The organism is Variovorax paradoxus B4, from assembly GCF_000463015.1.
GTDB lineage: Bacteria > Pseudomonadota > Gammaproteobacteria > Burkholderiales > Burkholderiaceae_C > Variovorax > Variovorax paradoxus_E.
This window is the reverse complement of sequence record NC_022247.1, coordinates 4,597,257-4,610,766: the sequence shown is the minus strand read 5'-3', so window position 1 is coordinate 4,610,766 and position 13,510 is coordinate 4,597,257. Positions and strand designations below refer to the sequence as shown.

The following is a 13,510-nucleotide window of genomic DNA, read 5'->3' as shown; positions in this document are numbered from 1 at the left end:
CAGAGATCATGACCCCCCCACAACATCGCGGCGCCGCGGCGCCTGCCACCTCGAGCCGGCTGGAGGTGGTGACCTTCACGCTGGGCCAGGAGGAATACGGCATCGACATCCAGAAGGTGCAGGAGCTGCGCGGCTACGACGCGGTGACGCGCATTGCGAATGCGCCGGAATACATCAAGGGCGTGGTGAACCTGCGCGGGATCATCGTTCCGATCATCGACATGCGCATCAAGTTCAAGCTGGGCACGCCGAGCTACGACCAGTTCACGGTGGTGATCGTGCTGAACATCGGTGGGCGCGTGGTGGGCATGGTGGTGGACAGCGTGTCGGACGTGATCACCTTGAGCGCGGAGCAGATCAAGCCGGCGCCGGAGATGGGCTCGGTGCTGGACACCGACTACCTGATCGGGCTGGGCACGCTGGACGAGCGGATGCTGATCCTGGTGGACATCGACAAGCTGATGTCCAGCGACGAGATGGGCCTGGTCGAAAAGATCGCTGCCTGATGCCGTCGCGGCCAGGGAGAAATCGGCCGGCGCACACAACCTTTCTTACGGCAAGTGCGCGCATTGCGTGCTTGCCCTTTCCTGATTTTCTGGAGTCATGAGCATGTTTCTGAGCAATATTTCCATAGGCAAGCGGCTGGCCGTCGTGATCGGCGTCATCCTCGCCCTGTCTCTCACGAGCAGCGTGCTTGCCGTGCTGAAGCTGCGGCAGCTCGGCGAGGAAATCAATGCGATGGTCGAGAAGAACATCAAGACCGAGCGTGCCGGCTCCGACTGGCTGCGCCACACCACCGCGGGTGTCCAGCGCGCCGCGGCCATCGCCAAGAGCAGCGATGCGAGCCTGATTTCCTACTTCGCACCAGCCACCGCTGCTGCCATCAAGGAGACGAACGAACTGCAGAAGTTCATCGAGGACCAGATGGACACGCCGGAAAAGAAGCAGGTGTTCGACAAGGTCGGCGAGCTTCGCAAGGCCTACCTCGCGGCCCGCGAGGAAGTCAGCAAGGCCAAGCTGGCGGGCGACATGGAAGGCGCCAACCGGGTCTTCAACGAACGTTTCGAACCCACCTCGCGCACCTACCTCGCGGGCGTGCAGCAGATGGTGGATGCGGAGCGGGTACAGCTCGATGCCGCGGCCGAGCGCAGCAAGGAGACGCGCGCCAGCACCAGCCTGATGCTGGTCGTCTTCGGTGCGCTGTCGCTGGGCCTGGGCCTGGTGCTCGCCTGGTTGCTGGTGCGCAGCATCACGCATCCGCTGCGCCGTGCCGTCGAGGTGGCCGAAGCGGTTGCGGCCGGTGACCTGACCAGCCGTATCGACGTGACGACGAAGGACGAGACCGGCCAGTTGATGCATGCGCTCAAGGGCATGAACGGCAGCCTGGCCAAGGTGGTGGGCGAGGTTCGCCACGGCACCGATGCGATCGCGACGGCCTCGGGCCAGATTGCCGCGGGCAACCAGGACCTGTCCTCGCGCACCGAGGAACAGGCGAGCTCGCTCGAACAGACGGCCGCCTCGATGGAGCAGCTCACCGGCACCGTGAAGCAGAACGCGGACAACGCGCGCCAGGCCAACCAGCTGGCGGTCTCCGCCTCCGAAGTGGCCATGCGCGGCGGCGGCGTGGTGAATCAGGTGGTGGACACCATGGGCTCGATCAATGCCTCGTCCAAGAAGATCGTCGACATCATCGGCGTGATCGACGGCATCGCGTTCCAGACCAACATCCTGGCGCTCAATGCCGCAGTGGAAGCGGCACGCGCAGGCGAGCAGGGCCGGGGCTTCGCGGTGGTGGCCTCCGAGGTGAGAAACCTCGCACAGCGCTCGGGCGCAGCAGCCAAGGAAATCAAGGGCTTGATCGACGACTCGGTGGACAAGGTCGAAGCCGGCAGTCGGCAGGTGGCCGAGGCGGGGCGCACGATGGACGAGATCGTCGACAGCGTGAAGCGCGTGACCGACATCATGGGCGAGATCACGGCAGCCAGCCAGGAGCAGAGCACGGGCATCGAGCAGGTGAACCAGGCGATTGCGCAGATGGACCAGGTGACGCAGCAGAACGCGGCGCTGGTGGAAGAGGCGGCCGCCGCGGCGCAGTCGATGCAGGAGCAGGCCGCGGGCCTGGTCGCGTCGGTCAGCGTGTTCAGGCTCGAAGCCGGCGCAAGAGGCGCGCGAGAACCGGCATTTGCTTCAAGCGTGCCGAGCGACATCCATCCGGGCCTTGCACTGCGGTCCGCACAGCAAGCCTTCGCCTAGAGAGAAACCAACCAACCGATTCGGAACGCATGAGAGTCAATTTACCCGTCACCGCCAACGAATACCTGCTCGACGACGACGCAGCACTGGTGTCGCGCACCGACCTGAAAGGGCGCATCACCTACGTCAACCCGGCCTTCGTGACCGCCAGCGGCTACGCCGTGGCGCAACTCATCGGCAAGCCGCACAACATGATCCGGCACCCCGACATGCCGCCCGAGGCCTTTGCCGACATGTGGGACACGCTGAAGCAGGGGCTGCCCTGGACCGGCGTGATCAAGAACCGGCGCGAGAACGGGGATTTCTACTGGGTGCTCGCGAACGTGACGCCAATCCGCCGCAGGGGCGAGGTCGAGGGCTACATGTCGGTGCGCAGCAAGCCCGATCGCGCGGACGTCGCGCAGGCCGAGCAGCTCTATCGCAGGTTCAGGGAAGGCGAGGCCAGGGGCCTGGCGATCCGGCAGGGCGAAGTCGTCAAGCGCGGCTGGACGAGCCTTCTGGCCAGCCTGCGCCGCCTTCCCATACGCATGCGTGTGCTGGGCTCGACCACGGCCGCGGCCCTGTCGATGCTGATGCTCGGCGCAGCCGGCTGGCTCGGCTGGGCCGGCCCCGAGGCCTGGGCCGCCGGCACTGCGGTTTGCGCCCTGGCCTGGGCCGGCTTCGGCTACTTCCTCGACCGCACGGTGTTTCGGCCCATGGACCAGGCGGTGCAGGTGGCGCAGGCCATTGCCTCCGGAGGCATTGCGAGGTTCGAGGTCCGCCCCGAGGACGAGATGCGCCATCTGCTGCGCGCGCTGAACCAGATGAGCGCGAACTTCTCGGCCATCGTGGTGGACGTGGACACCAACGTGTCGAACGTGGTGTCGGCCTCGACCCAGATCGCGGCGGGCAATCAGAACCTGTCCTCGCGCACCGAGGAACAGGCGAGCTCGCTCGAACAGACGGCCGCCTCGATGGAGCAGCTCACCGGCACCGTGAAGCAGAACGCGGACAACGCGCGCCAGGCCAACCAGCTGGCGGTCTCCGCCTCCGAAGTGGCCATGCGCGGCGGCGGCGTGGTGAATCAGGTGGTGGACACCATGGGCTCGATCAATGCCTCGTCCAAGAAGATCGTCGACATCATCGGCGTGATCGACGGCATCGCGTTCCAGACCAACATCCTGGCGCTCAATGCCGCAGTGGAAGCGGCACGCGCAGGCGAGCAGGGCCGGGGCTTCGCGGTGGTGGCCTCCGAGGTGAGAAACCTCGCACAGCGCTCGGGCGCAGCAGCCAAGGAAATCAAGGGCTTGATCGACGACTCGGTGGACAAGGTCGAAGCCGGCAGTCGGCAGGTGGCCGAGGCGGGGCGCACGATGGACGAGATCGTCGACAGCGTGAAGCGCGTGACCGACATCATGGGCGAGATCACGGCAGCCAGCCAGGAGCAGAGCACGGGCATCGAGCAGGTGAACCAGGCGATTGCGCAGATGGACCAGGTGACGCAGCAGAACGCGGCGCTGGTGGAAGAGGCGGCCGCCGCGGCGCAGTCGATGCAGGAGCAGGCCGCGGGCCTGGTCGCGTCGGTCAGCGTGTTCAAGCTCGACACCGACAACGCGCCCCGCGCGCTCGTTCAGATGCAGGCCCGTGTCCAGCCGGCGCTGCCGCCGCGCAGGGCGGTGCCCGCGCTGAAGGCGCCCGCCCGGCCGGCAGCGGCACGCCGCGCAGCCGAAACCCGTTCCGCCCCAAGGCTCGCTGCGGCCCATGCCGCCGCACCGGGCGACTGGACCGAGTTCTAACGTACCTCAGGAAAAAAAATGAAATGGTTCCAGGAGCTTCGTGTCGCCGTCAGGCTGGTTCTCAGCTTTCTCGTGGTTGCGGCGGTGGGTGCCGCAGTTGGCGGGCTCGGCATCTTTCACATGGGGCGCATCAACGCCTCGACTGAAAACCTCTACGGCCACGACCTGCGCACGATGAAGGCCGTGCAGGCGGCCAACATCCACCTGCTGGACGCCAGCCGCGCCCAGATGGGCCTGCTGTCGGCCGGCACCAAGGGCGAGCGCAACGTCGGCTTCACGGAATTGAAGAATGCCGTGAAGGCGCTCGAATCGAACGTGGCCGAGGTCAAGCCCCTGCTCGAGGAGACGCCCGAGGGCCGGGAACTCAGCGAGCAGTACCAGCGCCTGATGCCGCCGCTGCGAAAGCACCTGGCCGATTTCGCCGACCTGATCGCCAGGCAGTCGCTGGACAGCTCGCAGTTCGAAGGCAGCGTGCCCCAGGAAAGCGAGCAGCTGCTCAAGGAGTCCCGCGCGCTGGAGAAAGTGCTTCAGCGCATGGTGGCCTACAGCGACCAGCAGGCCAGGGACAGCATGGAAGGAGCCGCACGCACGTTCAAGACCTCGCGGCTCCTGATGGTGTTGATGGCGCTGACCGGCATCGCCATCAGCGTGGGGCTCGGCGTGGTGGTGGCACGGCTGCTGGCGCGGCAACTGGGCGGCGAGCCCGGCTATGCCGCCGACGTGGTCGGCCGCATCGCGAGCGGCGACCTGACCGAAAGCGTGCAGGCCCGCTCGGCCCGTACCGGCAGCCTGCTGTTCTCGATCAAGCGCATGCAGGACCAGCTGACCGAGGTCGTGGTGCGGATCAAGACGTCGAGCGACGCGATCGCCACCGCCTCGGGCGAGATCGCCGCTGGCAACCAGGACCTGTCTTCCAGAACGGAGGAGCAGGCGAGTTCGCTGGAGCAGACGGCCGCGTCGATGGAAGAACTCACGAGCACCGTGAAGCAGAACGCCGACAACGCACGGCAGGCCAACCAGCTGGCCTTGTCGGCCTCCGAAGTGGCAGTGAAGGGCGGCAACGTCGTGGGCCAGGTGGTGGACACCATGGCCTCCATCAATGCGTCCTCGAAAAAGATCGTCGACATCATCGGCGTGATCGACGGCATCGCGTTCCAGACCAACATCCTGGCGCTGAACGCGGCCGTGGAAGCCGCGCGTGCCGGCGAACAGGGCAGAGGTTTTGCGGTCGTGGCCTCCGAAGTGAGAAACCTCGCGCAGCGCTCGGGCGCAGCGGCCAAGGAAATCAAGGGCCTGATCGACGACTCGGTCGGCAAGGTCGACGTGGGCAGCGCGCTCGTCGGCGAAGCCGGCAAGACGATGGCCGAGATCGTGGGCAGCGTCAAACGTGTGACCGACATCATCGGCGAGATCACCGCGGCCAGCCAGGAGCAGAGCACGGGCATCGAGCAGGTGAACCAGGCGATTGCGCAGATGGACCAGGTGACGCAGCAGAACGCGGCGCTGGTGGAAGAGGCGGCCGCCGCGGCGCAGTCGATGCAGGAGCAGGCCGCGAGCCTGGTGGAGGCCGTGAGCGTGTTCAGGCTGGAGCCTGGAACACAGGCCCTTCGTCCCGAGCCCGCATTTGCCGCTCCGACGGCGCTGCGTTCTCTCCAGGCCGTTCCAAAGGTCCTTCGGCCGGCGGCGGGCAGGAAGAACGAGGCCACCGCAGCCCCGCAGCTGGCCGCGGCCGGCACGGCGGGTGGCGATTGGACGGAATTTTGAGCTGAGGGCCTCAAGTCTTGCGCGCGGATGCCGATAAACCTGTCGATAGAGCACCGCACAAAAGACATCCACCCAAGGAAGAGACCATGTTCAACCGTTTGAATCCTCGCGCCCTGAGCATCGGCCAGAAGCTCGGGCTGCTCACGGCCAGCGCCATCGTGGGCGTGGCGGCCCTGACGGCCCTTTTCCTGATTTCGGAGCGCAAGCTCATCCTGGAGGAGCGGCAGGGCAGCGTGCGCCAGGTGGTGGAAAGCGCGCATGGCCTGCTGGCCCACTACCATGCGCTCGCGGCCAAGGGCACGTTGACCGAACCGCAGGCGAAGGAGCAGGCGATGCAGGCGATCCGTGGCCTGCGCTACAGCGGCAGCGAGTATTTCTGGATCAACGACATGCAGCCGCGCATGCTGATGCACCCGATCAGCCCGGCGCTCGAGAACAGGGACCTCTCGTCCAGCAAGGATGCCACCGGCAAGCCGCTGTTCGTCGCGTTCGTCGACACCGTCAAGGCCAATGGTGCAGGCTTCGTTCCCTACCTCTGGGCCAAGCCGGGCAGCGACAAGCCGGTTCCCAAGGTCTCCTACGTGAAGGGCTTCGAGCCCTGGGGCTGGATCATCGGCTCGGGCGTCTACGTGGACACGGTGCAGGCCACCATCATGGGCCGGGCCATCGGCCTGTCGATCAGTGCGCTGGTGCTGGCTGCGGCACTCTTCGCGATCGGCTGGGCGATCTCGCGCGGCCTGCTGAAGCAGCTCGGCGGCGAACCCACGGTCACGGCCGGCATTGCGCGCCGCATCGCCGAGGGTGACCTGGCGGTCCGGATCGACCTGAAGCGCGGCGACCACGCGAGCCTGCTGCATGCGGTCCAGGCCATGCGCGACAGCCTGGCCAAGGTGGTGGGCGAGGTTCGCCACGGCACCGATGCGATCGCGACGGCCTCGGGCCAGATTGCCGCGGGCAACCAGGACCTGTCCTCGCGCACCGAGGAGCAGGCGAGCTCGCTCGAACAGACGGCCGCCTCGATGGAGCAGCTCACCGGCACCGTGAAGCAGAACGCGGACAACGCGCGCCAGGCCAACCAGCTGGCGGTCTCCGCCTCCGAAGTGGCCATGCGCGGCGGCGGCGTGGTGAATCAGGTGGTGGACACCATGGGCTCGATCAATGCCTCGTCCAAGAAGATCGTCGACATCATCGGCGTGATCGACGGCATCGCGTTCCAGACCAACATCCTGGCGCTCAATGCCGCAGTGGAAGCGGCACGCGCAGGCGAGCAGGGCCGGGGCTTCGCGGTGGTGGCCTCCGAGGTGAGAAACCTCGCACAGCGCTCGGGCGCAGCAGCCAAGGAAATCAAGGGCTTGATCGACGACTCGGTGGACAAGGTCGAAGCCGGCAGTCGGCAGGTGGCCGAGGCGGGGCGCACGATGGACGAGATCGTCGACAGCGTGAAGCGCGTGACCGACATCATGGGCGAGATCACGGCAGCCAGCCAGGAGCAGAGCACGGGCATCGAGCAGGTGAACCAGGCGATTGCGCAGATGGACCAGGTGACGCAGCAGAACGCGGCGCTGGTGGAAGAGGCGGCCGCCGCGGCGCAGTCGATGCAGGAGCAGGCCGCGGGCCTGGTCGCGTCGGTCAGCGTGTTCAGGCTCGACAGCGACAACGCCGCTGCTGCGGCAGCGAATGCACGCCTCGCTTCCGCCGCACCGAAGGCGGTCCGGCCGTCCGAAGCCTCCCCGAAGTCCCGGCGCCTGGCGCCGGGCAAGAAGACCCAAGAAGCACCCGCGTCCCCGCAGCTGGCCATGGCCGGCGCAGCCGGTGGCGGGTGGCCCGAGTTCTAGCCAACAGCGACAGATTTCCCGATGAACACAACATCCCAACAAACCACCGACAGCCGCCACACCGCCCCGTCACGGCCCGGCCGGCCGCTGGAATTTCTTTCCTTCACGCTGGGCCAGGAGGAATACGGCATCGACATCCAGAAGGTGCAGGAGCTGCGCGGCTACGACGCGGTGACGCGCATTGCGAATGCGCCGGAATACATCAAGGGCGTGGTGAACCTGCGCGGGATCATCGTTCCGATCATCGACATGCGCATCAAGTTCAAGCTGGGCACGCCGAGCTACGACCAGTTCACGGTGGTGATCGTGCTGAACATCGGTGGGCGCGTGGTGGGCATGGTGGTGGACAGCGTGTCGGACGTGATCACCTTGAGCGCGGAGCAGATCAAGCCGGCGCCGGAGATGGGCTCGGTGCTGGACACCGACTACCTGATCGGGCTGGGCACGCTGGACGAGCGGATGCTGATCCTGGTGGACATCGACAAGCTGATGTCCAGCGACGAGATGGGCCTGGTCGAGAAGGTCGTCTGACGTGACGCGCACGGAGCAATCGGCATGAAGAACCTGAAGATCGGCACGCGGCTTGGCATCGGTTTTGCGCTGGTACTCGCGCTCATGGCGTGCATCGCGGGCATCGGCGTGTTCCGTCTGCAGGGCGTGGGCGACGCGGTACAGGAGATGGTGCAGCGCTCGCTCGTGAAAGAGCGCCTGGCCGCCAACTGGCTGCTGAACACCAGCAGCAACAGCGTGCGCACCTTCGCATTGGTCAAGAGCAACGACGCGGAAGTGCAGGAGTACCTGCAGAAGCACATGAGCAAGACCAGTGCGGGCATTTCAGAGACGCAGACCAAACTCGAGGCGATGCTGGATTCGCCCGAGGAGCAGGCGATCAGTGCCGGCATCAAGGAGAAGCGCAGCCAGTACGTGGGCCTGCGCAATTCCATCCTCAAGCTCAAGGCCGAAGGCAAGCAGGACGAGGCGGCCCGGCTCACGAACGACAAGCTGGTGCCGATGCTCGAGGTCTACGACGCGAGCATCCGCGGCATGCTGACGCACCAGGCAGAGCGGATCGACAAGGCCGCCGACGCCGTGGAAAGCCTGAACCGCGCGGGCCGCATGAACGTGATCGTGCTGGCCGTGGCCGCGCTGCTGCTCGGCGCCGTGCTGGCATGGCTCCTGACCCGGAGCATCACGCGTCCGCTGACCGAGGCCGTGCGCGTGGCGCAGACCGTGGCGGACGGCGATCTCACCAGCCGCATCGAATCGTCGTCCCGCGACGAGACGGGCCAGCTGATGCTGGCATTGAAGAACATGAATGCGAGCCTTGCCAAGGTGGTCAGCGGCGTGCGCCAGGGCACCGACGCGATCGCCACCGCCTCGGGCGAGATCGCCGCTGGCAACCAGGACCTGTCTTCCAGAACGGAGGAGCAGGCGAGTTCGCTGGAGCAGACGGCCGCGTCGATGGAAGAACTCACGAGCACCGTGAAGCAGAACGCCGACAACGCACGGCAGGCCAACCAGCTGGCCTTGTCGGCCTCCGAAGTGGCAGTGAAGGGCGGCAACGTCGTGGGCCAGGTGGTGGACACCATGGCCTCCATCAATGCGTCCTCGAAAAAGATCGTCGACATCATCGGCGTGATCGACGGCATCGCGTTCCAGACCAACATCCTGGCGCTGAACGCGGCCGTGGAAGCCGCGCGTGCCGGCGAACAGGGCAGAGGTTTTGCGGTCGTGGCCTCCGAAGTGAGAAACCTCGCGCAGCGCTCGGGCGCAGCGGCCAAGGAAATCAAGGGCCTGATCGACGACTCGGTCGGCAAGGTCGACGTGGGCAGCGCGCTCGTCGGCGAAGCCGGCAAGACGATGGCCGAGATCGTGGGCAGCGTCAAACGTGTGACCGACATCATCGGCGAGATCACCGCGGCCAGCCAGGAGCAGAGCACGGGCATCGAGCAGGTGAACCAGGCGATTGCGCAGATGGACCAGGTGACGCAGCAGAACGCGGCGCTGGTGGAAGAGGCGGCCGCCGCGGCGCAGTCGATGCAGGAGCAGGCCGCGAGCCTGGTGGAGGCCGTGAGCGTGTTCAGGCTGGACGGCCAGCCGCGCCAAGCCACACCCGCCTTGCGGCAAACCAGCCCCGTTCATTACCACGCGCCGGAGGTGGCGCCAATCTGAGACCGTGCCTTTCCTCGCTTCGCACGCCTTCGCCGTTCCTTCACTCCAATTCGGTACCCCACGATGAACTTCCTTTCCAACACGCGCATCGGGACGCGCCTGGCCATCGGCTTCGGCCTGGTTCTCGCCCTGACCCTGATCTCGGCCGCGTTCGCCCTGAAGACAGCCAGAAGCAACGCCGAGGCCACCCGCCAGATGATGCAGAGCCCGCTCGCGAAGGAGCGGCTCATCTCCGACTGGTACGTGCTGACCTACTCGGCCATCGCGCGCACCGCGATGATTGCCAGGACCACCGACGAAACGCTTCCCGTCACCTTTGCCGACGTCATCTCCGACAGCGTCAAGAAGGGTGGAGAAACCATGGCCAAGGTCGAGGCCCTGCTGGTGACCAATCTCGAGAAATCGACCTTCAAGTCCATCGTCGAGCTGCGTGCCAAGTACCAGGCCGCCAAGGATGCCGTGCAGAAGGCGAAGGCAAGCGGCACCCCGGGTGAAGCGGAAGCCGTTTTCAGGAACACCTTCCAGCCGGCGGCCAAGGCCTATGAAAGCCGGGTGCTCGAACTGCTGGCCCTCGAGCGCAAGGCGATCGACGACATGAGCCGTGCGATCGACGAAGCCAACGAGCGAGGCTTCAACCTGCGCATCGTGCTCACGGCGCTCACGCTGCTGATCGGCGCGGCCTGCGCCTTCCTGATCGCCCGCAGCGTCACGCGGCCGCTGGGCCGCGCGGTGAAGGTGGCCGAAACCGTGGCCAGCGGCGACCTCAGCTCGGCCATCGAGGCCGACTCGCGCGACGAGACCGGCCAGCTGATGCATGCGCTGAAGCACATGAACGACAGCCTTGCCAAGGTGGTGGGCGAGGTTCGCCACGGCACCGATGCGATCGCCACCGCCTCGGGCCAGATTGCTGCGGGCAACCAGGACCTGTCTTCCAGGACGGAAGAGCAGGCCAGTTCGCTGGAGCAGACGGCAGCCTCGATGGAAGAACTCACGAGCACCGTCAAGCAGAACGCCGACAACGCACGCCAGGCCAACCAGCTCGCGCTCTCGGCTTCCGAGGTGGCCGTCAAGGGCGGGGGCGTGGTGAATCAGGTGGTGGACACCATGGGCTCGATCAATGCCTCGTCCAAGAAGATCGTCGACATCATCGGCGTGATCGACGGCATCGCGTTCCAGACCAACATCCTGGCGCTCAATGCCGCAGTGGAAGCGGCACGCGCAGGCGAGCAGGGCCGGGGCTTCGCGGTGGTGGCCTCCGAGGTGAGAAACCTCGCACAGCGCTCGGGCGCAGCAGCCAAGGAAATCAAGGGCTTGATCGACGACTCGGTGGACAAGGTCGAAGCCGGCAGTCGGCAGGTGGCCGAGGCGGGGCGCACGATGGACGAGATCGTCGACAGCGTGAAGCGCGTGACCGACATCATGGGCGAGATCACGGCAGCCAGCCAGGAGCAGAGCACGGGCATCGAGCAGGTGAACCAGGCGATTGCGCAGATGGACCAGGTGACGCAGCAGAACGCGGCGCTGGTGGAAGAGGCGGCCGCCGCGGCGCAGTCGATGCAGGAGCAGGCCGCGGGCCTGGTCGCGTCGGTCAGCGTGTTCAGGCGTGTCGCCTGAAACCGGAACGAGCCCGAAATGTTCCCGCTGGCACTTCATTTTCCGCGCCGCCTGCCGATAGACAGGGAGCAGGCATCGCAAGCGATGCCCGGCGCCAGACACACAACGTTTTACAGGTAAAGCCTCATGTCGATGTTCCAAACGGGCCTGTCCGGCCTGAGCGTGGCGCGAAGCGCGCTCATGACGACGGCCCACAACACGGCCAATGTGTACACGGCCGGCTACAGCCGGCAGACCGCGCTGGTCTCGTCCAACGGCGGCACGACGACCGGCGCAGGGTTCATCGGGAACGGCGCGCGCGTCACCACGGTGCAGCGCAGCTACGACAGCTATCTCACGGCCCAGCTCAACGGCGCCGAAGCCGCGGGTGCGGCGCTCGCGAGCTACGGATCGCAGATCAACCGCATCGACTCGCTGCTGGCCGACAAGACCGCGGGCCTCACGCCGTTGATGCAGAGCTTCTTCGCCAGCGTGCAGGGCGTGGCCAACACGCCGGCCGATCCGGCGGCGCGCCAGCAGCTTATCAGCGCGGCGCAGACGCTGGCCAACAAGTTCCGCTCCATCGACCAATACCTCACGGACCTGAACAGCTCGGTCAACGACCAGATCGAAGGCAGCACCGGGCAGATCAACACCTACGCCACGCAGATCGCGAGCCTGAACCAGCAGATCAGCCAGCTCAGTGCCATGGCCGGCGGCCAGCCGCCCAACGACCTGATGGACCAGCGCGACCAGCTGGTGAGCGAGCTCGGCAAGATCGTCGAAGTGAAGGTGCTGGAGCAGGACAGCGGCCAATACAACGTCTTCATCGGCAACGGCCAGACGCTGGTGCTGGGCGACCGGGCCGCGAAGCTGCAGGCCGTTTCGTCCGCCGCCGACCCGACGCGCAAGGCAGTGGCGCTGGTCGGCCTCACCGGCACGGTCTCCGAGCTCAAGGACAACGTGCTCACCGGCGGATCGCTGGGCGGGCTGCTGGCCTTCCGCGCCGAAACGCTCACCAGCGCGCAGAACGCCATCGGCCGCCTGGCCATGGCGCTGGGCAGCGAGTTCAACGACCAGCACAAGCTGGGCGTCGACCTGAACGGCGTGCTGGGCACCGACTTCTTCTCGCAAGCCGTTCCGGGCGTGTTTTCCAACGCCCGCAACGCGGGCGACATGGTGCTCGGCGCCAGCGTGAGCGACACCTCGCAGCTCACGACCAGCGACTATTCGGTTCAGGTGAAGGACGTGGCGGGCACGCTCACGTACAGCGTCACGCGGCTGTCGGACAAGCAGTCGATGGGCGACTTCACCACCTTTCCCGCCAGCTTCGACGGCGTGAGCCTGTCGGTGGCCAGCGGCGCTGCGCAGGCGGGCGATTCGTTCCTGGTGCAGCCGACGCGCACCGGTGCGCGCGACATGGACGTGCTGGTGCACGACACGGCCAAGGTGGCCGCCGCGTCGCCGCTGGTCACGGGCAACACGGTCGGCAACAAGGGCACCGGCGCCTTGAGCCCGGCCGTCGTCGATGCGGGCTACCTGGCCACGCCGCTGGCCGCGACGGTCACGCTCGCCTACGATGCCACGGCCAACACGCTGTCGGGCTTTCCGGCGACCTCCGCAGTCACGGTGACGCTGGCCGACGGTACCTCCACCAACTATCCCGCCGGCACGGCCGTGCCCTACACCGCCGGCGCGTCCATCCGCTTCGATGGCATCGAGGTCAAGCTCACCGGCGCGCCCGCGCAGGGCGACACCTTCACCATCGGCAAGAACGCGGGCGGCGTGTCCGACGGCAACAACGCGCTGCTGCTCGGCGCGCTGCAGCGCAAGACCGCGATGGACGGCGGGACCTCCACCTTCAACGGCGCCTTCGCCAAGCTGGTGAGCGAGGTGGGCAATCGCGCCATGGAAATCCGCGTGGCTTCGACCACGCAGGAAAGCGTGACGGGCCAGATCCGCGCAAGCCGCGATTCGATCTCGGGCGTGAACCAGGACGAGGAAACCGCCAACCTGCTGATGTACCAGCAGATGTACCAGGCCAATGCCAAGGTGATCCAGACCGCGTCGACCATGTTCGACGCGATCCTCGGCATCCGCGGCTGAGCCGGCCGCCTT

General features: G+C 66.5%; 9 protein-coding genes. All 9 read left to right on the top strand.

Going from position 1 to position 13,510, the window contains the following annotated elements; all coding sequences use genetic code 11:
- Positions 1-8: 8 nt before the first annotated feature.
- Positions 9-506, top strand: a complete 498-nt coding sequence (locus VAPA_RS21480) for a chemotaxis protein CheW (protein WP_080666868.1) — start codon at positions 9-11, stop codon at positions 504-506.
- 103 nt (positions 507-609) lie between these two features.
- Positions 610-2,253, top strand: coding sequence for a methyl-accepting chemotaxis protein (locus tag VAPA_RS21475; RefSeq protein ID WP_021008868.1), 1,644 nt, complete (start codon positions 610-612; stop codon positions 2,251-2,253).
- Positions 2,254-2,282: 29 nt separating this feature from the next.
- Positions 2,283-4,028, top strand: a complete 1,746-nt coding sequence (locus tag VAPA_RS21470; RefSeq protein ID WP_021008867.1) for a methyl-accepting chemotaxis protein — start codon at positions 2,283-2,285, stop codon at positions 4,026-4,028.
- Between the two features lie 18 nt (positions 4,029-4,046).
- Positions 4,047-5,792, top strand: a complete 1,746-nt coding sequence (locus tag VAPA_RS21465; RefSeq protein ID WP_021008866.1) for a methyl-accepting chemotaxis protein — start codon at positions 4,047-4,049, stop codon at positions 5,790-5,792.
- 86 nt (positions 5,793-5,878) lie between these two features.
- Positions 5,879-7,627, top strand: a complete 1,749-nt coding sequence (locus tag VAPA_RS21460) for a methyl-accepting chemotaxis protein (RefSeq protein WP_021008865.1) — start codon at positions 5,879-5,881, stop codon at positions 7,625-7,627.
- Between the two features lie 21 nt (positions 7,628-7,648).
- Entirely contained in the window at positions 7,649-8,158 is a 510-nt protein-coding gene (locus tag VAPA_RS21455) for a chemotaxis protein CheW (RefSeq protein WP_021008864.1), read from the top strand.
- A 24-nt stretch (positions 8,159-8,182) separates the two neighbouring features.
- Complete coding sequence (locus VAPA_RS21450; protein WP_021008863.1) at positions 8,183-9,799, top strand: methyl-accepting chemotaxis protein; 1,617 nt, start codon at positions 8,183-8,185, stop codon at positions 9,797-9,799.
- Positions 9,800-9,862: 63 nt separating this feature from the next.
- Entirely contained in the window at positions 9,863-11,413 is a 1,551-nt protein-coding gene (locus VAPA_RS21445; RefSeq protein ID WP_021008862.1) for a methyl-accepting chemotaxis protein, read from the top strand.
- Between the two features lie 126 nt (positions 11,414-11,539).
- On the top strand, positions 11,540-13,498 hold the full coding sequence (flgK, locus tag VAPA_RS21440) for a flagellar hook-associated protein FlgK (RefSeq protein WP_021008861.1): 1,959 nt from the start codon (positions 11,540-11,542) through the stop codon (positions 13,496-13,498).
- Positions 13,499-13,510 lie beyond the last annotated feature (12 nt).